Genomic DNA, 20,261 nt, shown 5'->3' on the forward strand with positions numbered 1-20,261 from the left:
CCTCTCCGTCTCGGCCACGCTCCGCGTGCCTGCCACCACTGCTCATCGCTGCAACACCCAGCGATCCATGTTCCAGCCGGTTCCGGCCTGGGTCGGCCCGGCGATCCCGTTCTGCATGCCCGCGCCGAACGCGATGGTGCGCGGCGTGGCGAACAGCGGGATGCTCGGCAGCTGCGCCCACAGCAGGTTCTCGGCCTCGGTGAGCAGATTCAGCGTCGCGGTCGAGTCGGCCTCTCCCGCAAGCTGATCGGTGATGGCATCGTAGCGACCGTTGGCGAAGCCACCGACATCGAGTCCGCTACCGGCCCGCAACGCCGCGAACGCGGCGACGCCGGTGGCCGAGCCCGCCGGACCCGGCACCGACGCGGTACTGCCGAGGACCGCGTCGACCGCGCCCTCGGCCAGCTTGACCGGGGTGAAATCCGGTGCGCCCGCGTCGACCACGGTGATCCCCGCGCCCCGGCAGGACTCGGCGATAATGGCCACGGTCTTCGCGCGCCGCGCGTCGGGCGCCTGGTAACCGATGCGGATGGTCGGCTGACCGGCCTTGGCCGAGGCCAGGGTGGCGGTGGCAGCGGCGGCGTCGGCACCCTTGTACTGGTCGGCGGCGCCGATGACGGCCGGATAGTACAGCGAATCCTGCTGCACCACATGGGCGTTCAGCGGGCCGGCGCCCAGGCCGGACTTCGGTGGCTCCCCCGCCTTGCCGAGGGTGTCGAACAGCGCCTGCCTCGGCACACACTGGGCGAACGCGCGGCGCACTTCCAGCGGCCCGAAGACACCGGCGGTGCCGAGGACCAGCTGTTCGGCGCCACGGCCCGCGATCGTCTGCTCGTCGAAGCCGTCGAGCGACAGGTCGGCGACCGACCCGGCGCCCACGTCGACGACGCCGAGGGCGTTCTCCTTCGCCTTGGCCGCGTAGTCGGTGCCCTTGGGCCACACCACGATCCGGCTCGTCGCCGGGACGGCGCCCCACCACTTCTCGTTGGCCACCAGCACCAGACCATCGCTCGCGCTGAACGATTCGATCCGGTACGGCCCGGAGGACGGGAACTTCGTCAGCTCGAGCGACCCCGGCTTCATGGTCCACCCGGAGTTCCAGAAGTCGGCGATCCGCCCGAGCACGGCGCCGTCACCGGTCTGCAGCGCGTTCACCACGTTCGGCAGCCCGACCGCCTGCGCCACCACGTGGGCGGGCATCAGCTCGGCGGCGGTGAACAGCGTCCGCCACGGCAGGTAGTGCCTGCCGGGGCGGAACACCACCGTGGCGTCCTTGGAACCCGGCTGGCAGTCGACCCGTTCGATGTCCTCGTAGCCCACCGTGCTCGCCGCGTCGAACAGCGGCACGGGACCGCGGTCGCCGGGGCGGGTGAAACGGCCGGACCGGGCAGCCCAGGCCAGCACCAGATCGTCACAGGACGTCGCGACCCCGTCGGAGTACACCCCGTCCGGGTTGAGCCGGTACTGCACGGTCTGCGTCTCGCCGGGCACCTCCTTCGCGGTGCCCGCGTCGGTGTCGGCGACCTGCTGGCCGTCCGGGCCGGTGTAGAAGAACCCGGTCAGCACCCGGCCGAACACCGCGGCGGAGCCGCTGCTCGCCCCGAGCGTGCTGCCGCCGTTGTAGCTGGCGACCGCCGCGTCGACGGCGTACCCGATGGAGGGCACCTGGTTCTTGCTCGAGCATCCGGCCATCAGGCCGGTGGCGACGGCCGCGGTGGCCACCACGGTGATCAGTCGAATCGTGCCGCGTCGCATGATGAGACCCCCTGCTCTCGCCGTCAGTTCCTCCTCTTGTGACGCTTCCCGCTCGGCCGCGCGCCCGCGCGCGGCGCGGACGCGTCGCTCGGCCGTGGGCCACGGCTCGCGCCTGCACCGGCGCCCACCGGCACCCGGTGCCCGGTGTCGCCCGCGGCCCGCTTGGCGAGCACCTTCTTGGTGTGCGCGGCCACCGGGCCCCAGCGCTCCTTGATCGAGACCAGCACCGGAACGGCGAGGAAGATCGAGGAGTAGGCGCCGACGATCATGCCGACCAGCTGCACGAGCGCGAGGTCCTTGAGCGTGCCGACGCCGAGCAGCCACACCGCGATCACCAGCATGCCGATGATCGGCAGGATGCCGATGACGGTGGTGCTGATCGACCGCATCAGGGTCTGGTTGGCGGCCAGGTTCGCCTGCTCGGCGTAGGTGCGTTTGTTCAGGTGCAGCACGCCGCGGGTGTTCTCCTCGACCTTGTCGAAGACCACCACGTTGTCGTAGAGCACGTAACCCAGGATCGTGAGCAGACCGATCACCGCGGCGGGCGTCACCTCGAAGCCGACGAGCGAATAGATGCCCGCCGTCACGATCAGGTTGAAGAACAGGGACACGATCGCCGCGATCGACATGTCGCGTTCGAAGCGGATCGCGATGTAGACCATCGTCAGCGCGACGAACACCGCCAGCGCGATCAGCGCCTTCTGGGTGATCTGGCCACCCCAGGTCTCACTGATCTCGGCGATGCTGATCGCGTTGCGGGTGACCTGCCCCGAGGAGTCCCTGGGCTGGAACTCCTCGAACAGCGCGTTCTGCAACTGCTCGGTCTGGGCCGCGTCCAGGGTCTCCGAGCGCACCTGGATAGTGGCGGACCCGCCGGAGCCGACTTCCTGCACCGACACCGGCCCGTGGCCGAGGGTGCGCGAGTAGACGTCCTCGACCTGCTGGCTGGTGACATCGCCCGCGGCGGGGAGCTGGATCCGCGAACCACCGGCGAAATCGATGCCGAGGGTGAAGCCGCGTACCGCGATGCTCAGCACCGAGATCAGCAGCAGGATCGCCGCCAGCGAATAGAACAGCTTGCGGCGGCTGACGATCGGGAAGCCACCGGTGCCGGTGTAGAGCCGCTCGAAGAATCCGTGCTTCGGGCCCTGCGACGGCTCGGCCTTGTCCAGGTACACCGATTCCTCGGTGGGTCGGTCGTTGCTCATCGTGACATCTCCTTCGGCCGGACCTGGCCCGCGCCGCGTTCCCTGGCGATCTGCTGCATCGAACCGAGACCGTTCACCGACGGCTTGGCCCAGAACGGCGAGCGCGCGGCGAGCATCATCAGCGGTGCGGTGACCAGGTAGAGCACGATCACGTCGAGGACGGTGGTGATACCGAGGGTGAAGGCGAAGCCCTTCACCTGTCCGGCGGCGAGCAGGTACAGCACGACCGAGGCGATGAGGCTGACGGTCTTGCCGGAGAGGTTGGTGCGCTGCGCCCTGGCCCAGCCGCGCGGCACGGCCGAGCGGAAGCTGCGGCCCTCGCGCATCTCGTCCTTGATGCGCTCGAAGAACACGACGAACGAGTCGGCGGTCAGGCCGATACCGATGATCAGACCGGCGATACCGGCCAGATCGAGGGTGAAGCCGATCCAGCGTCCGAGCAGCACGATGATGCCGTAGACGGCGGCACCGGCCGCGATCAGCGAGAACCCGGCGATCAGCCCGAGCATCCGGTACACGAGCAGGCAGTACAGCAGCACCGCGATCAGGCCGACCGCGCCGGCGAGCAGGCCCGCCTTGAGCGAGGACAGGCCCAGCGTCGCCGAGACCGTCTCGGCCTCGGAGGTCTGGAACGACAGCGGCAGCGAGCCGTACTTCAGCGTGTTGGCCAGCTCGGCCGCGCTGTCGGCGGTGAAGCTGCCGGAGATGGAGGTGCGGCCACCCAGCTGCGGGCCCTGCTGCACCTGCGGCGCGCTCACGACCTTCGAGTCGAGCACGAACGCGACCCGCTGGTTGACGTATTCGCCGGTCAGATCGGCCCAGGCGTCGGTGCCGCTGCCCTTGAACTCCAGGTTCACCTCGTGGCGCGCCTGCTGGGAGTTCAGGCCGGAGGTCGCGTCGGCGATCTCCTGGCCGTCGATGCGGCTCGGGCCGAGCAGGAACACCTCGGTGCCGTCCTGCGAGCAGGTGACCAGCGGCAGCGCCGGGTCGTCGTTGCCCGCCAGCGGGTCCGGCTTGGTGCAGTCCAGGCTCGCCGCGGCGACCTGCTGCACGGACTGGTCGGTGCTCTGGCGCAGCGCCTTGGCGTCGGCGATCTCCTTGGCCTGCTGCTGCTGGGGCGTCAGCTCGCCACCGGGCGCGGGGGTGGGCGTCGGCGGCGCCTGCGCCGGGAACACCCGCGACTGCGGAGCGGGCGCGGTCGGCTCGCCCTGGGCCGGGGTCTCACCCGGCGTCGGCGCGGTCGACTCACCGGGCGCTGGCGTCTCGGTGGCCGGGGCCTGCGGGGTGCCGCCCTGGGTCGGCGGGACCTGCGGCGCGGCGCCACCGGCCTGCGGCTGGGTGGCCGCCAGCACGGGGCGGATGTAGAGCTTGGCGGTGGTGGCCAGCGCGCGAGCCTGCTGGCTGTCCTCACCGGGCACCGTGATGACGAGGTTGTCGCCGTCGATGACCACCTCGGAGCCGGAGACGCCGAGGCCGTTGACACGGTTCTCGATGATCTCCTGCGCCTTCTTCAGGCTGTCCTGGCTCGGCCTGCTGCCGTCGGGGGTGCGCGCGGTCAGGGTGACGCGGGTGCCGCCCTGCAGATCGATACCGAGCTTGGGCGTGGGGGAATGGTCACCGGTGAAGAACACCAGCGCGTAGATCACGGCCAGCAGCGCGGCGTAGACGCCGAGCAGCCGGAACGGATGCGCCGATCCTTGGGAAGGTGGCACAGCAGGTCATCTCCTAGGCGGAAGTCGAGGTCGGAACGGGTGGGCACGACGATGCCCGCACCGGGTGCGCGCCACGGCGGCGCGCAGGCACCGGTGAGAGGGAGTGGATCAGTCCTTGGTCAGCCGGGTCTCGGTCTGCTCCGCGGACTCCTCGACGGCATCGGCCGCGGTGTCGGTCGCGGCGGTCTCCTCGACCACCGATTCGTCGGCGCGCACCTCGCGGATCGCCTGGCGCAGCCAGGTGGTGACGACCTCCTCGGCGATCTCGAGGTCGACGGTGGTCTCGTCCAGGTCGACGACGGTGCCGTACAGGCCCGACGTGGTGACCACCTGGTCACCGACCTTCAGGCTCTCCTGCATGGACGCGACCTTCTCGGCCTCCCGCTTCTGTTTGCGGATGCCGAAGAACATCGGCACGAGCAGGGCGAGGATCAGCAGCGGAAACAGGAAGTCCATCGTCGAAGTCAGTCCCTAGTCAGTGGTGGACGTGCAAGTACGCCTGACAGTCTGCCAGTTCCCCGCGCCGGCGACACACCGGACACCGATCAGTGTCCCCGCGCGCCGCTCACGCCGTGCGACCGAAGGCGTAGTCGTCGAGCGGGAAGGCGACCGCCTCGCGGTGGGCGTTGAGGGTGCTGGTCGGGCGCAGCAGCGCCGCCTCGCCGTGCTGGTTGAAGTAGTAGCTGCGCGCGGTCGAGCAGTCGCCACCGTAGAAGACCGAGGAACCCAGCTTGTCGGTCACCCGGTCGAGGAACTCGGCATTGGCACGCTCGGTGACCTCGAAGGTCTGCTCGCCGCGCCGGAAGAGCTCGGTGAACAGCCTGCCCATGTGCTTCATCTGGGCCTCGATGGTGGTGAAGTAGGACAGCCCGCTGTAGGAATAGGGACTGTTGAGGCTGAGGAAGTTGGGGAACTTGGGCACGGTGATGCCCTCGTAGGCCTGGAAGCGGTTGTCGCGCCAGAATTTTCCGAGGTTCACCCCGTCGCGGCCGATGATCTCGATGGCCGGGAAGTTCACGTCCCACAGGTTGAAGCCGGTGGCCAGCAGCAGGGTGTCGATCGCGGTCTTGCGGCCGTCGGCGGTGACGATGCCGTCGGGTTCGACGTGATCGATCGAGTTCGTCTCGAGGCGCACGTGCGGCTGGTTGAAGGTCTTGAAGTAGGTGTTGGAGAAGGTGGGGCGCTTGCAGCCGAAGTCGTAGTGCGGGGTGAGCTCGGCCCTGGTCTTCTTGTCGCGCACCTGGGCGAACAGGTGCGCCTTGGCCAGCGCCGCCGCCGCGGAGTTGAGCGGTTTGGCCTGCGCGTAGTGCAGCACGCCGACGACCATCAGCGCTTCGAGCATGGCCGTGTTGGCCAGGCGGGCCGCCTTCTGGGTGAGCGGCACCTTCGCGAAGAGTTCCTGCACCACGCCGGGGATCGGCGCGTCGACCTTGGGCACCACCCAGATGGGGGTGCGCTGGAAGACGGTCAGCGCGGCGACCCGCTTGGCCACCTCGGGCACCAGCTGCACGGCGGTGGCGCCGGTGCCGATGATCGCGGCCCTGCGGTCGGTGAGGTCGTAGTCGTCGTCCCAGGCGGTGGTGTGGATGATCTTGCCCGCGAAGGATTCGATCCCGGGGAACGGCGGGGTGTAGGGCTGGGAGAGGAACCCGGTCGCGGTGAGCAGATAGCGGGCGGTGAGGGTCTCGCCCCCGGCGATCGAGACCGTCCACTGCTGGTTCTCGTCGTCCCAGCGCGCGCCGTCGACGACGGTGCCGAATCGCATCCGGCGGCTCAGGTCGTATTTACGCGCGACGTGGTGGGCGTATTTCTCGAGCTCGGCGCCCGGCGCGAACAGCCGCGACCAGTACGGGTTGGGCTCGAAGGAATACGAGTAGGTGACCGAGGCGATGTCGACGGCCAGCCCGGGGTACCGGTTCACATGCCAGGTTCCGCCGAGGTCGTCCTCGCGCTCCAGGATGACGAAATTCCGCAGCCCGAGCCGGTCGAGTTCGATGGCGGCTCCCATGCCGCCGAAACCCGCCCCGACCACGACCGCGTCCAACTGAGGTGCCACGACGAACCTCCATGTGCGACATTGTGTCTGTTACAGGATGACACATTATTTCTTCGGCGGCGACAGTGCCTGACGGCGGTGTACAGTCACGCCGTCGGACGGCTGTTCATCGACAGCCCGCGCGAGGGGCGAGCAATGGTGAAAAGCCATGGGATAGAAGGGCAATCCTGACACAATGACCGCTGTGACGCCCGACGATGTGAGCCGTACCCACTTCGCCATGCCCACCCTCGGCCACCGTGGCTACCACGCCGAGGAGGTCGACGCGTTCCTGGAACTGGTCTCGGCGACGCTCGACGGACAGGGCGTTCTCACCGCCGACGACATCCGTCACGTGCACTTCGGGGCACCGCGCTTCGGCGGGCGCGGCTACCAGGCCGACCAGGTCGACGATTTCCTCGACCGGGTACGGACCGAACTCGAGCACCGGCAGAAGGGCGGCGCCCCGGTCCCCGCCGCGCGCCCGGGCGACGATGTCGCCGAGATGCTCTCCCCCGACGACGTGCACCGCATGCGGTTCAGCCTCTCGGCCGTCGGGCGGCGCGGCTACCACGAGGAAGAGGTCGACGCGTTCCTCGATCTGGTCGCGGCGACGCTGGCCCACAACGGCCCGGGCAGCCTCACCGCCGAGGACGTGCGCGGTGTCCGTTTCACCGACACCCGGCTGGGCACCCGCGGCTACGCCCGCGAGGAGGTCGACGCGTTCGTCGATCTGGTGATCACCGCGCTCGAGCATGCCGAGCGGCGGCACTGATCAGCCCTGGATGCTGTGCAGTTCGGCCTCGCGCAGGTCGTCGGGGAACACGTAGCGCCGGAACGCCCAGAACCGGAACGCCATCGCCAGCAGCACGCCGAGGATCTGCCCGGAGACGAAGTTCGCGACCGCCTGCACCACCGGATCCACATGCGGCACACGCAGGTTCAGCACATACAGCGACACCGCCTGCGGGATCATGGTGACGCCGATCCCGAGCGCGCTGACGGTGAAGAACAGGGCGGCCTCGTGGCTGCGCTGCCTGCCGCCGCGGGTGCGGAAGGACCACTCGCGGTTGAGGATGTAGGAGGCGATGGTCGCGATCAGCGCACCGAGCAGGCGCGCGGTGAGCGGCTTCTCGCCGAGCACGGTCAGCTTCACCGCGTACACCACCCCGGTATCGATGAACCAGGTGATCGCACCGACGACCGCGAACTTCAGGAGCTCCCGATGCTTCAGGAGCAGGGAACGCAACGGCTCGGGGAGGCGCTGCACCACCGCTTGGACTGCCACCCGGCCGACAGTAGACGACCTCGCGGCGACCTGCCCACCGGGTTCAGTCCAGCAGGTCCATCGACGGGTGCGGTTCGCGCCCACGCACTTCGATCGCGCCGATGACCAGATCCGGCGGCGGCACCAGCCCGAGATGCTCCCAGGCCGTGGCGGTCGCGACCCGGCCGCGCGGTGTGCGGGCGACCAGCCCGGCGCGCACGAGGAACGGTTCGCACACCTCTTCCACGGTGGCCGCCTCCTCGCCGACGGCGACCGCGAGCGTGGACACGCCCACCGGTCCCCCGCCGAACCCGCGCACCAGGGCGCCGAGCACGGCCCGGTCGAGCCGGTCCAGGCCGAGCGCGTCCACGTCGTAGACCTCGAGCGCCGCCATGGCGATCGGATGGGTGATCACGCCGTCGGCGCGCACCTCGGCGAAATCGCGGACGCGGCGCAGCAGCCGGTTCGCGATGCGCGGGGTGCCCCTGGACCGGCCCGCGACCTCGGCGGCGGCGTCGTGATCGATCCGGACGCCGAGGATGCGGGCCGAGCGCTGCAGGATGCGCAACAGCTCCCCGGGATCGTAGAAGTCCATATGGCCGGTGAAGCCGAAGCGGTCGCGCAGCGGGCCGGTGAGCGCGCCGGACCGGGTGGTGGCCCCGACCAGCGTGAACGGCGCGATGTCGAGCGGGATCGAGGTCGCGCCCGGTCCCTTGCCGACGACCACGTCGACCCGGAAGTCCTCCATCGCCAGGTACAGCATCTCCTCGGCGGGCCTGGCCATCCGGTGGATCTCGTCGATGAACAGCACATCGCCCTCGACGAGATTGGACAGCATGGCGGCCAGGTCGCCCGCGCGTTCCAGCGCGGGACCCGACGTGATGCGCAGGGCGGTGCCGAGTTCGGCGGCGATGATCATCGCCATGCTGGTCTTGCCGAGCCCGGGCGGGCCGGACAACAGCACGTGGTCGGGGGTGGCGCCGCGCTGCCTGGCGCCGCGCAGGACGAGAGCCAGTTGTTCGCGGACGCGGGGCTGGCCGATGAAATCGTCGAGCGAGGTGGGGCGCAGGCCGGTCTCGGTCTCACCGTCGGACTGCAGGAACTGGGCGCTGAGCGCGGGGTCGTCGGTCTCGAAGGCGGGCTCGAAGTCGTCGTCCATGACCTACCTGTTCTTGCCGAGCAGGCCGAGGGCGGCGCGCAGGGCCACGGAGGTGGTGGCGGCGGGCTGGTCGGCCAGGACCGTGTCGACGGCCTGTTCGGCTTGTTTGGCCGGAAAGCCGAGGCCGACCAGCGCTTCGGCGACCTGTTCGCGCACCGGCGTGAGCGGTGCCTGCGCACCGGGCGGGCCCGCGGGCACCGGCACCAGGTTCACCTTGTCGCGCAGTTCGACGACCATGCGCTCGGCACCGCGCTTGCCGATGCCGGGCACCCGGGTGAGCGCGGCGACATTGCTCTCCGCCAACGCCTTGCGCAGCGCCTCGGGCTCCAGCACGGCCAGTACCGCCATGGCCAGGCGGGGGCCGACGCCGGAGACAGTCTGCAGCAGGCCGAACAGATCGCGGGCCTCGGTGTCGGCGAAGCCGAACAGCGTCATCGAGTCCTCGCGCACGATCATCGCGGTGTAGAGCCTGGCCTCCTCGCCCCGGGTGAGGCCGGCCAGCGTCGCCGGGGTGACATTGAGCCGGTAGCCGACCCCCGCGGCCTCGAGCACCACATGGTCGAGCGCGATCTCGAGCACCTCGCCGCGTACCGACGCGATCACCGGCGCACCACCTTTCGTTGTTCGGCCAGCCGCTGCTCGTAGCGGCGGCGGACCTCGTCCGCCTGTGCCTGCGCGGCCGCCATCCGGTCCAGCAGCGGCGCCCGCCAACAATGACAGATCGCGAGCGCGAGCGCGTCGGCGGCGTCGGCGGGTTTGGGCGCCACCTGGAGGCCGAGGATCCGGGTGACCATGGCGGTGACCTGCGCCTTGTCGGCGGTGCCGTTGCCGGTGACCGCGGCCTTCACCTCACTGGGCGTGTGGAAGGCGACCTTGATCCCGCGCCGGGCCGCGGCCAGCGCGATCACCCCGCCCGCCTGCGCGGTTCCCATCGCGGTGCGCACATTGTGCTGCGCGAAAACCCGTTCGATGGCGACCGCCTCGGGCTGATGGGTGTCCATCCAGTGCTCGGCGGCATCGGCCACGGCCATCAGCCGCAGCGCCAGCTCCGCGTCGACCGGCGTGCGCACCACCCCCACGTCGAGCGCGACGACCTTGCGCCCCGGCCCACTGTCGACCATGCTGAGCCCGCACCGGGTGAGCCCCGGATCGACGCCCATCACCCGCACCGGCAGCCCCTTCGAAGACACGAACAATTGTTCGAAAGTCTAGAGCATCTCCCCGCCGCCCAGGACCAGCGACACGGGCGCCCTCCCCCCGATCACGCCGGGCGAGCAGGCCACGATCCCGCACCGCTGGTGTGTCTGCCGGGTCCGGGGCGTTCCCGCCTCATGGCGTGCTCGGCAACCCGATCGCCGAATCGATGAACCGGTTGGTGACGATCGTGGCGGCGGTGACGCCGTCGGGCACTTCGAGCCCGCGCTTGCGCAGGATGGGGGTCACCGCGCCGATCACCCGGTCGACCCGGCCGGTGTCGAAGTCGCCCAGGGTGGCATCCGGGCCGTTGCCGACGATCTTCTGCGCGAGTTGCACTTTCACCGAATCGGTGTTGCCCCCGGCGGTCATCGGCGGGCCGTCCGGGATGGTCTCGGCGATCCGCAGCAGTGCCCCGTTGACCGGTTCGGGGTCGCGCACGTAGTCGACCTGGGCCTGTTGCAGCATCGGCACCAGCTTGCTCAGGCACGGCGCGAGCTCGTCCAGCGCACCGCTGCGCACCGACCACGCGTGCGGGTAGATCTCGTAGCCGGACTCGTGCACCAGCAGCGATTTCACCGGTTTGAGCCAGCCTTTGACATCGTGCTCCCAGCGATAGGGCTCGTTGGAGACATAGCCCTGCTGCATCGCCTTGCCCCGCTCGGCGACGAAGCGGCTCGGCGTGCCGTCGAAGGAGGCGTCGGCCTGGGCGGCGGAGACGTCGCCGTGCGCGATCAGGTAGTCCATGAACAGCTTGCCCTCGCTGTAGACCACCGGAGCTCCGGTGCCGGGCACGTCCTTCCACGAGCTGACCTGCGGATAGGTCGCCGGGTCGAACAGCACGATCTGCGGGTTCACGTCGAGCGAGGCGAACACACCGGTCACCGGGAACTTGGCGGCGGCGCGCACCGCGTCGTCGGTCGGGACGAAGCCGAGGGTGATGCTCTGGTCCTGGTACATCTGGGCGGGCACCGGCTGCCCGCCCAGGAACGGGCCACCCAGGCGCACTTCGACATTCACGCCGGTGTCACCGAGCGGACCGGAGTAGGCGCCCTTCTGCACGTCGACGGTGCCGTCCGGCCCGACCAGCTGATAGGCGGCGGCCCGCTCCGGCGTGGCGTACCAGTCGGTCTGGATGACGACGGTCGCCGGGCAGATCCCGGCGAGCGCGCCCTGACCGGTGGGCGCGGGCACCGAGCTCGCGCCGGTACAGGCGGTCAGCGCGGTGGCGCCGGCGAGGACGGCGGTGGTGAGGAGGTATTTCTGCACCGGGAGTTCCTTCGGGGTCGAGCGATGACGAGAGGGGGACGGTGGGGTCAGGCTTCGCGGCGCAGACCCTGCGCGCGGTCGACGCGCCGGGCCAGGAAGTCGAAGAACCAGAACAGGATCAGGCCGACGAGCGAGGACAGCAGCAGTGCGGTGAGCAGTTCCTCGGTGGCCAGCTGCTGGCGATAGACGTCGATCATCCGGCCGATGCCGGGTTCGCCCTGGCGGAAGAAGAAGTCGGCGACGATGGACCCGATGATCGCCATGCCGCCGGAGATCTTGAAGCCGGAGATCATCGCGGGCAGCGCGCTGGGCAGCTGCAGTTTCAGCAGCCGCTGCCACCGGCTCGCCCCGTGCAGGGTGAACAGATCGTGCTCTGCGGGCGCCACCGACTTCAGGCCGAACAGGGTGTTGGTGACGACCGGGAACAGCGAGACCATCACGCAGACGATCACCCGGCTGGAGAACTCGTAGCCGAACCAGAACCCGAACAGCGGGACCACCGCGAGGATCGGAATCGTCTGCAGCACCACCGCGTACGGATACAGCGAGTACTCAGCCCAGCGCGCCTGACTCATCACCACCGCGAAGCTCACGCCGAGCACGATCGCGACGACCAACCCGACCAGCGCCACCTGCACGGTCGACCACAGCGCGGTCACGATGGCGGTGCGCGCGACCGGGTCGAGCAGTCCCTTGGCAATCACCTGCTCCGGCGCGGGCAGCAGGAAGCGCGACTGCGGGTCGAGCAGGACGTGGCTCACCAGCGACCAGCAGGCCAGCACCGCGACGAACACGACGATCGGGGCGAGGATCCGGATCGGCGCGATCCCGAACGGCCGGCGCCGGTAGGTCTTCGGTGCCGTGCCGAGCCCGGCACCGGGCACTGCCACGGCGGTCATGCGGCCGCCTCCTGCTCGGCGCCGCGCAGCGCCGCCGACACCTCGGCCGAGATGGCCGCGAATTCGGGGGTGTAGCGCAGCTGCGGCAGGCGCGGGAAGTCGAAGGGCACCGTGATCTCGGCCGCCACCCGGCCCGGCCTGCCGGTCAGGACGACCACCCGGGTCGACATGAACACCGCCTCACCGACCGAGTGGGTGACGAAGACACCGGCGAAGCCGTCGCGCCGGAACAGCGCGCCGACCTCCTCGTTGAGGCGCTGCCGGGTGATCTCGTCGAGCGCGCCGAACGGCTCGTCGAACAGGAACAACTCCGGTCGCAGCGTCAGCGCCCTGGCGATGGAGGCCCGCATCCGCATGCCGCCGGACAGTTGCGCGGGCTTGTGGTTCTCGAATCCGGCCAGCCCGACCCGCTCGATCGCGTCCCGCGCGTCCGCGCGCCGGGTGGCCCGGTCGACACCGGCCAGCTCGGCGGGCAGCTCGACGTTGGCGGCGACGCTGCGCCAGGCGAGCAGCGTGGATTCCTGGAAGACATAGCCCAGTCTGCTGGTGCCGACCGCGACAGTGCCCGCGGTCGGCCGTTCGAAGCCGGCCGCGAGGCGCAGCAGCGTCGACTTTCCGCAGCCGGACGGGCCGACCAGCGAGACGAACTCGCGGGGCCGGACCCGCAGGTCGATATCGGACAGTGCCCGGGTGCCGTCAGCGAAGACGAGGGAGACTCCGTCGAAGGCCAGGGCCGATTCGGGGTCGAGACCGCGGTCGATTCTCGTATACGAGTCGGCGGCGGGCGACGCGGTGGAAGCCGTTGCGCTCATGGACTATTTCTAGTGACCCGTCGTTGCGGATCGCGGTCCTGCGGATTACACCCTTGTTTCGTATACGATCAATCGCCGTCGCGGAGCACGCCGTTCGCGGCGACCACCTGCCCGCGCTTGAGCACCAGCTTGCGCGGCGGCAGCGCGACCACCGCGGCGGCGGGCGTCGCGCCGTCGACGACGCACAGGTCGGCGGGCGCACCGGGCGTCAGCCCGTACTCGGCGAGGCCGAGAACCGCCGCGCCGCCGTGGGTTCCGGCCCGCAGCGCCAGCTCGATCTCCGCGTCGGCGACCAGGCGGTCCCGGTAGGCGACGGTGCCGACGCGGCGCAGCATGTCGCCGTCGCCGTAGGGCGTCCACAGATCGCGGATGCCGTCGTTGCCCAGCGCCAGCGTGGCCCCGGCCGCGGCCATCACCCGCACCGGCACCACCGGCGCCTCGCCGACCGCACAGGTCACCATCGCGACACCAGCGGCCGCGAGTTCGTCGGCGATGCGGCGCTGCTCGTCGGGTTCCTGTTGACCCATCGCGTAGGCGTGGCTGATGGTGACTCGCCCCGCGAGACCGAGCGCGCGGGTGCGTTCGATGATCAGGCCGAACTGCCAGGTGCCGAGGGAACCGCCGTCGTGCAGGTGGATATCGATCTTCGCGCCGTAGCGCTCGGCCAGCCCGAAGACGAGGTCGAGGTGCCCCGCGGCGTCGTTGTCGTAGCCGGCGGGGTCGAGCCCGCCGATGACCTCGACCCCTTCGGCCAGTGCCGCCTCGAGGAGCTTCGCGGTGCCGGGGCGCCGGAGCAGGCCGCCCTGCGGGAAGGCGACCAGTTCCACGTCGACGCGATCGCGGTGCCGTTCGGCGGCCGCGCGGACCACCTCCACCCCGGTGAGGCCGATCTCGGGATCGACGTCGACGTGACTGCGGACATGGGTCGTGCCCGCGGCGACCATGGCGGCGAGCAGGTTTCCCGCGTAGTCGACACGGGGAATGCCGAGTTCGGCGCGACGGCGCTCACCGTTGGCGATCCGCCCGGCCAGGGTGCGGCCACCCGTGTTCGGCACCCACGGCCCGCTCCACAGGGTCTTGTCCAGGTGGCAGTGGGTGTCGACCAGGCCGGGGAGCACGAGCGCGCCGTCGAGGTCGATCACCTCGGCGGTGGGCGCGGCGAGCGCGGTGCCGATGGCGGCGATCCGGCCGTCGCGCAGATGCACATCGGCCGGGGTCGGCGTGCGGCCGGGGGTCCACGGCCTGCCGCCGCGCAGGAGCAGTTCGGTCATCTCGGGTCCTCCTCGGGGACGTCCGCCCTGGTCAGGCGGTGAGCAACAGGGCGGTGCCCGCACCGGCACCGAAGACGATCACGACGCCGCGGAACACCGTGGGCCGCAGGCGATCGGTGAACCGGGCGCCGAGTACACCGCCTGCGAGACAGGCGGGCGCCAGGATGGCCACGGCGAGCCAGTGCACCGGACCGAACAGCGCGACCGCGATCATCGCGGTCGTCGACACCGCGACGGTGAGCACGCTCTTGAGTCCGTTGAGCAGCTGCGCGGACGCGTCGAGACCGAGCGCGAGCGCGGTCAGCAGGACGATCCCCATCCCGCCGTTGAAGTAGGCGCCGTACGCGCCGCCGAGGAACACCCCGGTGAACAGCATGAGCCGCGAATCCGACTGCCGCACGGCCAGTGCGCGCGAGAGCCACGGCTGCGCGGCGAACAGCGCGGTCGCGCCGAGCACCAGGTACGGCACCAGCGCCGCGAACACCGCGGGCGGCGCGACGAGCAGGACGAGGACGCCGCCGAGCGCGCCCGCGGTCCCGGTGATCACCAGGCGCGGCAGCAGTTCCCGGTACTCCCCCGTCCGCTTGCGCAGCGCCGCGGCGCCGCCCAGGTAGCCGGGCCACACCGCGACGGCATTGGTGACGGTCGCGGTGACCGGCGGCAGCCCGAACGCCAGCAGGGCGGGAAACGACAGCAGGCTGCCGCCACCGGCGATGGCGTTGCAGAAACCTGCGCCGACACCCGCGGCCAGCAGCAGGGCCATGTGCACGGGATCCATGACAACCTTTCCGAAAGAGCGTGGCGCGATCGTATACGACCGAAGGTCAGGGGGCTCGGCGAGCGGCGGTGAGCCGCACCACCGGCTGGTCGAGGCCGGTATGCCGTAGATTCAAGGGATATCGGGCCGCGGATCGTAGACGAACCGTGCGGCACTTCCACCGTGATCGACCCTGGAGGCGACGTGAGCAGCACCGTGCGCCGGATGACGCCCCAGCAGGTCTGCCGGGCCATCCGCGACGACATCATCCGCGGCGACTTCGTCTCCGGCCAGCGCCTGACCGAGGACACCCTGGCCGAGCGCTACGGCGTCTCGCGCGTCCCGGTACGCGAGGCGCTGCGCACCCTCGAAGCCGAGGGTTTCGCCACGTCACGGCCGTACGCGGGCACCTTCGTCGCCGAGCTGACCGAGGCGGAGGCAGCTGATCTGCTCGAGATCCGCGCCCTGCTCGAGCCGCTGTGCGCGAGCCGCGCGGCCACCCGGCGCAGCCCCGAACAGCTGGGCAGACTCAAAGAACTCACCTCACTCGGCCAGGAGGCGGTGCGCGACGGCAGGCTCGACGAGCTGGCCCGGCTCAACAGCCGCTTCCACGAGGTGCTGGCCGAGGCGTCGGGCAGCGCGCTGCTGACCCAGCTGATCACCCAGCTCAGCTGGAAGATCGCCTGGGTGTACGCGGTCGAGCTGCCGCGCCGGGCCGAGGACTCCTGGGACGAGCACGCGCAGATCTGCGCGGCGCTGGAAGCGGGCGACGCCGAGCGCGCCGGCGCGGTGGTCGCCGAGCACATCGCGCACGCCGCGTCCGCCTACCGCCTGCGCGACCGTTCGGCGGACACGTAACACGCCCGCAGCATCGCCCGCCTTCCCCGGAAACACGGCAGTCGTATACAAAGACGGTCCCCTCGTGTTCAGGAGGTTGCCGTGGCCGATCTGATGCTGCGCCGCGCCCGCGTCGCCGACGACGCCGAGCTCGTCGACATCGCCGTCTCCGACGGGATCATCACCGCCGTCGAGCCGGCGCTGCCGTACCGGGCGGTGTCCGAGATCGACTGCGCCGCACGGGTGGTCATCCCGGGTTTGATCGAACCGCATGTGCATCTGGACAAGGCGCTGCTGGACGCGCGGGCCACCGCGGCCGACGACACCCTGGCGGGCGCCATCGCGGTCACCGGGGAGCTCAAACGGGGTTTCACCGCCGCCGACGTGGCGGCCCGCGCCAGACGGGTACTCGACCAGGCGATCGTCCACGGCACCACCGCGATCCGCGCGCACCCCGATGTCGACCCGATCGTCGGGCTGCTCGGGGTGGACGTGCTGGTCGAGCTGCGCGAGGAGTACCGCGGCCTGATCGATCTGCAGATCGTGGCCTTTCCGCAGGAGGGCATCCTCCGCGCGCCCGGCACGCTGGACCTGCTGCGCGCGGCGCTGCGGCGGGGCGCGGACGTGATCGGCGGCTGCTCCTACAACGAAGCCGATGTCGCCGACTGCGAGCGGCACGTCGACCTGGTCTTCGAGCTGGCCGCCGAATTCGGTGTCCCCGTGGACATCCACGCCGATTTCGCCGACGACGCCACCGATCCGCGCTTCGCCATGGCCGACTACATCGCCACGGCGACCGAACGCGCGGGGCTGGGCGGCCGGGTCGCGATCGGCCACGTCACCTCCCTCGCGGGCCGCCCGCCCACCGAGCGACGGGCGACGATGGCGCGCCTGGCCGAAGCCGGGGTCGCGGTGGTCCCGCTGCCCGCCACCGACATGCATCTGGGCGGCCGCGGCGACGAGACGGCGGTGCGCCGCGGGGTCGCCCCGGTGCGCGAACTGTGGGCGGCCGGAGTCACGACCGCGTACTCCTCCAACAACATTCGCAACGCCTTCACGCCCTACGGCAACGCCGACCTGCTCGACATCGGCTTGTTCCTCGCCCAGACCGGCCACCTCGGCAGCCCGGACGACCTACGCCGCGTGCTGGCCATGGCCACCACCGATGCCGCGGCCGTGCTCGGCATCGGCGACCGGCACGGCCTCCGGGCAGGCGCGCGGGCCGACCTCGTCGTCCTCGGCACCCACCGCGTGGCCGACGCACTCCTGGATCGCCCCGACCGCTGCTTCGTCGTGAAGGCGGGCCGGATCGTCGCCCGCACCACCCGCACGACCGAGATCCTGCGGCCCGCACCCGTGCGCTGACCGACCCACCCGCCTCAGACCGTGGTGTGGTTTCCCTGGTGGACCAGCGCATCGATGCGCCGCTTGTAGGCGTTGAATTCCGGTGTGGTGGAGTCCCGTTCGGCGGGCAGGTCGATCTCGACGATCTCGCGCACATGACCGGCGTTGCCGTGGGCCGAGCCGCCCGCCATCACCACCACGCGATCGGCCAGGTACACCGCCTCGTCGATGCCGTGGGTGACGAACACGACGGTCACCGCCGTCTCGCGGTGGATGCGTTTCAGTTCCGCCTGCATGTCCGTGCGGGTGAGCGCGTCGAGCGCGCCGAACGGTTCGTCCATCAGCAGGACCGCGGGACTGTTGGCCAGCACCCGCGCGATCGCGACCCGCTGCTGCATGCCGCCGGAGAGCTGATGCGGGAACGACGTGCGAACCCGGGTGAGGCCGACGGTGTCGAGCCAGCGGTCGGTGATCTCGCGGATGTCGGGGCGGGTCATCCTGGCCTGTCTCGGTCCGTAGGCGATGTTCTCGGCGACGGTCAGCCACGGGAACAGCCCGTAGTCCTGGAAGACCACCCCGAGCTCGGGTCCCGGCCCGCTGATCGGCTCGTCACCGACGGTGACGGTGCCGGTGGTGGTGTCCTCGAAGCCGGCGAGAATGCGCAGCAGCGTCGATTTGCCGCAGCCGCTCGCCCCGACCACACAGACGAATTCCCCTGCGGCGATGTCGAGTTCGACACCGTCGACGGCGAGCCCGGGCGCGCCGGGGTAACGCTTGCCGAGTCCGTCGACGACGATCCGCGCCGGGCGGTGCGGGCGACGGCGGGTGGAGTAGATCCTCATGGTGGTCCTGTCTGTGTGGTCAGGGAAGCAGCGGCCTGCGGCGCGCGAGGAGCCGGACCAGCAGCATCAGCAGCCGGTCGGCGAGGAATCCGGCCAACCCGATCACGATCATCACCGCGATGATCAGATCGGTCCGTGACTGCTCTCTGGCCTGGGTGATCAACGCGCCCAGCCCGATCCGGATGCCGACCGTCTCACCGACGACCAGGATCACCCAGGACAGACCGAGCGCGATGCGCAGTCCGGCGACGATGCTCGGCACCGCGGCGGGCAGCACCACCTTGTACAGCGTGTGCGCGGGCGGGGTGCCCAGCATCGCGGCGGCCTCGAGCAGCCGTTCCGGGACGGCGCGCACCCCGGCGATCGTGTTGAGCAGGATCGAGAACACCGCGGCCAGGAACACCAGGAAGATGGTCGAGCGATCACCGAAGCCGATGATCAGCAGCGACAGCGGCGCCCAGGCGGTGACCGGGATCGGGCGCACGAGGTTGATGGTCGGTTCGAGCATCCGGTACACCACTCTGGAGCGGCCCATCACGATCCCGAGTGGGATCGCGACGGCGGCGGCGAACGCGAAACCCTGCACCACCCGCAGGGTGCTGGCGTACAGGTGCAGCCAGAGGGTGCCGCTGTAGGTGTCGTCGATGACGCCGCCGACCGCGAGGTCGACCAGCCGGCGCGCGACCTCGGCGGGCGTGGGCAGGAACCGCATCTGGATGCCGAACGGCAGCGTCCAGCCGCCCGCGACGCCGCGATCCCACAGCAGCCCGAGCAGCAGCGGGACCGGCAGCGCCCACAGCACGGCGAACACTCGGCCGGGCAGCCGCACCGGCCCGCGTGCGCCGGCGGCCCGCGATGTGGTCTGCCGTTCGGTGGGCGGGGTGGCCAGGGCGGTCATCGTCCGACGCCCGCCGCGGCGAGGAACCCGGTGTCGAAGACCTTCGTCAGGTCCGGCATGCGGGCCAGCTGGTCGAAGGCCCGCATCTGCTCGGCGAGCGCGCCGACCCGGCCGCGGTACGCGTCGTCGAGTTCCCAGCGCAGCCAGACGTTCCCGGTCGCGGTCTCGACGATCGCGCGGTCCAGGCCGAAGGTGCTGACGAGCCCGTCGACCCATGCCTGGTGATCGCCCTTCATGAACTCGATGGCCTGGACGAAGCTGCGCACGGTCTGCTGGACGCGCTCGCGATTCTGCTCGATCAGCGCGCCCCTGGTGCCGAAGACGATGTTCACCCCGCCGATGGGGGTGTCGTAGGGCGAGACGATCGCGTGCGCGCCGACCTGTTTGACGATCGACGGCGCGGTCTCGGCGCTGAGGAAGGCGTCGATCTGCCCGGACTTGTAGGCGTTGGCCATATCCGAGTAGGCCAGGTTCACCAGCTGGACGTCGGTCGCCGGGTCGAGGCCGTTGGCGCGCAGAGTCAGCTTCAGCACGATCTCCTGGGAGGAGCCGGGCGGGAAGCCGATCTTCTTGCCGCGCAGGTCGTTCGGTGTCACGATCTCCGGTTTCCCGACGAACGCCGACCCGCCGTCGGCGGCCGAGGCCACGATGCGGACGTCCTGGCCTGCCGCGCTGCCCGCCAGCATCGACGGGGCGCCGAGGACACCGAAGTCGATGGCGCCCGAGGCGAGCGCGTTCTTGATGTCGGGTGAGTTCTCGAACAGCACGATGTCGTAGGTGGTGCCCGAGGGGGCGAACCGCTGCATGAAGTAGGGCGCGTAGAGGTGCGGTTGGCCGCGCAGGGTGCCGATCTTGATCGTGTCTCCCGCGCCGGTGGTATCGGGTGTGGCGATACACGCGGTCAGTCCGAGGACCAGCGTCAGTGCGGTGAGCAGCGCCGACAGCAGGCGGCGCGGTGGATGTTTCATGGTGATTCCTCTCGGGAGTCCGGCGCCGCCGCCC

The 20,261-nt window shown here is 70.5% G+C and carries 20 protein-coding genes; 3 read left to right on the forward strand and 17 right to left on the reverse strand.

Annotated elements, in window-relative coordinates:
* Positions 1-42: 42 nt before the first annotated feature.
* The 5 genes from AB0H56_RS22545 to AB0H56_RS22565 form a co-directional block, all read right to left on the reverse strand.
* Positions 43-1,755 (reverse strand): ABC transporter substrate-binding protein, encoded by a 1,713-nt coding sequence (locus tag AB0H56_RS22545; protein WP_357166510.1) that lies wholly within the window; start codon positions 1,753-1,755, stop codon positions 43-45.
* A 23-nt stretch (positions 1,756-1,778) separates the two neighbouring features.
* Positions 1,779-2,963 carry a protein translocase subunit SecF gene (gene secF / locus AB0H56_RS22550; protein ID WP_357166513.1) on the reverse strand — a complete coding sequence of 395 codons (1,185 nt, stop codon included), beginning with the start codon at positions 2,961-2,963 and terminating at the stop codon, positions 1,779-1,781.
* Positions 2,960-4,675, reverse strand: coding sequence for a protein translocase subunit SecD (secD, locus tag AB0H56_RS22555; protein WP_357166516.1), 1,716 nt, complete (start codon positions 4,673-4,675; stop codon positions 2,960-2,962). The genes secF and secD overlap by 4 nt, the downstream gene beginning before the upstream one ends.
* Positions 4,676-4,783: 108 nt before the next feature.
* Positions 4,784-5,131, reverse strand: a complete 348-nt coding sequence (gene yajC, locus AB0H56_RS22560) for a preprotein translocase subunit YajC (RefSeq protein WP_357166519.1) — start codon at positions 5,129-5,131, stop codon at positions 4,784-4,786.
* 109 nt (positions 5,132-5,240) lie between these two features.
* The gene (locus tag AB0H56_RS22565; RefSeq protein ID WP_357166522.1) at positions 5,241-6,731 is read right to left on the reverse strand and encodes an NAD(P)/FAD-dependent oxidoreductase; all 1,491 of its coding nucleotides are present in this window, start codon (positions 6,729-6,731) and stop codon (positions 5,241-5,243) included.
* A gap of 175 nt (positions 6,732-6,906) precedes the next feature.
* On the opposite strand from AB0H56_RS22565, the gene AB0H56_RS22570 reads away from it, so the two are divergent.
* Positions 6,907-7,485, forward strand: coding sequence for a DivIVA domain-containing protein (locus AB0H56_RS22570; protein ID WP_357166525.1), 579 nt, complete (start codon positions 6,907-6,909; stop codon positions 7,483-7,485).
* Here AB0H56_RS22570 and AB0H56_RS22575 read toward each other — a convergent pair whose 3' ends face one another.
* The 9 genes from AB0H56_RS22575 to AB0H56_RS22615 form a co-directional block, all read right to left on the reverse strand.
* Positions 7,486-7,998, reverse strand: coding sequence for a GtrA family protein (locus AB0H56_RS22575; RefSeq protein ID WP_357166528.1), 513 nt, complete (start codon positions 7,996-7,998; stop codon positions 7,486-7,488).
* A 43-nt stretch (positions 7,999-8,041) separates the two neighbouring features.
* A complete protein-coding gene (ruvB, locus tag AB0H56_RS22580; RefSeq protein WP_357166531.1) occupies positions 8,042-9,136 on the reverse strand; it encodes a Holliday junction branch migration DNA helicase RuvB in 1,095 nt (364 codons plus the stop codon).
* A gap of 3 nt (positions 9,137-9,139) precedes the next feature.
* A complete protein-coding gene (gene ruvA, locus AB0H56_RS22585; protein WP_357166534.1) occupies positions 9,140-9,739 on the reverse strand; it encodes a Holliday junction branch migration protein RuvA in 600 nt (199 codons plus the stop codon).
* Complete coding sequence (ruvC, locus tag AB0H56_RS22590; protein WP_280346237.1) at positions 9,736-10,305, reverse strand: crossover junction endodeoxyribonuclease RuvC; 570 nt, start codon at positions 10,303-10,305, stop codon at positions 9,736-9,738. The genes ruvA and ruvC overlap by 4 nt, the downstream gene beginning before the upstream one ends.
* A gap of 160 nt (positions 10,306-10,465) precedes the next feature.
* Entirely contained in the window at positions 10,466-11,599 is a 1,134-nt protein-coding gene (locus tag AB0H56_RS22595; RefSeq protein ID WP_357166537.1) for an ABC transporter substrate-binding protein, read from the reverse strand.
* Between the two features lie 47 nt (positions 11,600-11,646).
* Positions 11,647-12,498 (reverse strand): ABC transporter permease, encoded by an 852-nt coding sequence (locus AB0H56_RS22600; RefSeq protein ID WP_357166539.1) that lies wholly within the window; start codon positions 12,496-12,498, stop codon positions 11,647-11,649.
* A complete protein-coding gene (locus AB0H56_RS22605; protein WP_357166542.1) occupies positions 12,495-13,310 on the reverse strand; it encodes an ABC transporter ATP-binding protein in 816 nt (271 codons plus the stop codon). Before AB0H56_RS22605 ends, AB0H56_RS22600 begins: the two co-directional genes overlap by 4 nt.
* Before the next feature lie 68 nt (positions 13,311-13,378).
* Entirely contained in the window at positions 13,379-14,581 is a 1,203-nt protein-coding gene (locus AB0H56_RS22610) for an amidohydrolase (protein ID WP_357166545.1), read from the reverse strand.
* Between the two features lie 31 nt (positions 14,582-14,612).
* A complete protein-coding gene (locus AB0H56_RS22615) occupies positions 14,613-15,359 on the reverse strand; it encodes a sulfite exporter TauE/SafE family protein (RefSeq protein WP_357166548.1) in 747 nt (248 codons plus the stop codon).
* A gap of 183 nt (positions 15,360-15,542) precedes the next feature.
* Between AB0H56_RS22615 and AB0H56_RS22620 the strand changes: the two genes are divergently transcribed.
* Positions 15,543-16,196: a GntR family transcriptional regulator gene (locus tag AB0H56_RS22620; RefSeq protein WP_357166551.1), complete on the forward strand. Its 654-nt coding sequence runs from the start codon at positions 15,543-15,545 to the stop codon at positions 16,194-16,196.
* Between the two features lie 81 nt (positions 16,197-16,277).
* Positions 16,278-17,540, forward strand: a complete 1,263-nt coding sequence (locus AB0H56_RS22625) for an amidohydrolase family protein (protein WP_357166554.1) — start codon at positions 16,278-16,280, stop codon at positions 17,538-17,540.
* Between the two features lie 14 nt (positions 17,541-17,554).
* Here AB0H56_RS22625 and AB0H56_RS22630 read toward each other — a convergent pair whose 3' ends face one another.
* From AB0H56_RS22630 to AB0H56_RS22640, 3 genes are read right to left on the reverse strand one after another with little or no spacing between them, the layout of a single operon-like run.
* Positions 17,555-18,361: an ABC transporter ATP-binding protein gene (locus AB0H56_RS22630; RefSeq protein WP_357166557.1), complete on the reverse strand. Its 807-nt coding sequence runs from the start codon at positions 18,359-18,361 to the stop codon at positions 17,555-17,557.
* A 19-nt stretch (positions 18,362-18,380) separates the two neighbouring features.
* A complete protein-coding gene (locus tag AB0H56_RS22635) occupies positions 18,381-19,259 on the reverse strand; it encodes an ABC transporter permease (RefSeq protein WP_357166560.1) in 879 nt (292 codons plus the stop codon).
* Entirely contained in the window at positions 19,256-20,227 is a 972-nt protein-coding gene (locus tag AB0H56_RS22640; RefSeq protein ID WP_357166563.1) for an ABC transporter substrate-binding protein, read from the reverse strand. The genes AB0H56_RS22635 and AB0H56_RS22640 overlap by 4 nt, the downstream gene beginning before the upstream one ends.
* Positions 20,228-20,261: the final 34 nt, after the last annotated feature.

The sequence above is a fragment of the Nocardia sp. NPDC050717 genome, from assembly GCF_040654275.1.
Classification (GTDB): Bacteria; Actinomycetota; Actinomycetes; order Mycobacteriales; family Mycobacteriaceae; genus Nocardia.

Coding starts and splice junctions, on each gene's coding strand:
- AB0H56_RS22545 (WP_357166510.1), bottom strand. CDS start 1,755: ATGCGACGCGGCACGATTCGACTGATCACCGTGGTGGCCACCGCGGCC.
- secF (WP_357166513.1), bottom strand. CDS start 2,963: ATGAGCAACGACCGACCCACCGAGGAATCGGTGTACCTGGACAAGGCC.
- yajC (WP_357166519.1), bottom strand. CDS start 5,131: ATGGACTTCCTGTTTCCGCTGCTGATCCTCGCCCTGCTCGTGCCGATG.
- AB0H56_RS22570 (WP_357166525.1), top strand. CDS start 6,907: ATGACCGCTGTGACGCCCGACGATGTGAGCCGTACCCACTTCGCCATG.
- ruvB (WP_357166531.1), bottom strand. CDS start 9,136: ATGGACGACGACTTCGAGCCCGCCTTCGAGACCGACGACCCCGCGCTC.
- AB0H56_RS22600 (WP_357166539.1), bottom strand. CDS start 12,498: ATGACCGCCGTGGCAGTGCCCGGTGCCGGGCTCGGCACGGCACCGAAG.
- AB0H56_RS22605 (WP_357166542.1), bottom strand. CDS start 13,310: ATGAGCGCAACGGCTTCCACCGCGTCGCCCGCCGCCGACTCGTATACG.
- AB0H56_RS22610 (WP_357166545.1), bottom strand. CDS start 14,581: ATGACCGAACTGCTCCTGCGCGGCGGCAGGCCGTGGACCCCCGGCCGC.
- AB0H56_RS22615 (WP_357166548.1), bottom strand. CDS start 15,359: ATGGATCCCGTGCACATGGCCCTGCTGCTGGCCGCGGGTGTCGGCGCA.
- AB0H56_RS22630 (WP_357166557.1), bottom strand. CDS start 18,361: ATGAGGATCTACTCCACCCGCCGTCGCCCGCACCGCCCGGCGCGGATC.
- AB0H56_RS22635 (WP_357166560.1), bottom strand. CDS start 19,259: ATGACCGCCCTGGCCACCCCGCCCACCGAACGGCAGACCACATCGCGG.
- AB0H56_RS22640 (WP_357166563.1), bottom strand. CDS start 20,227: ATGAAACATCCACCGCGCCGCCTGCTGTCGGCGCTGCTCACCGCACTG.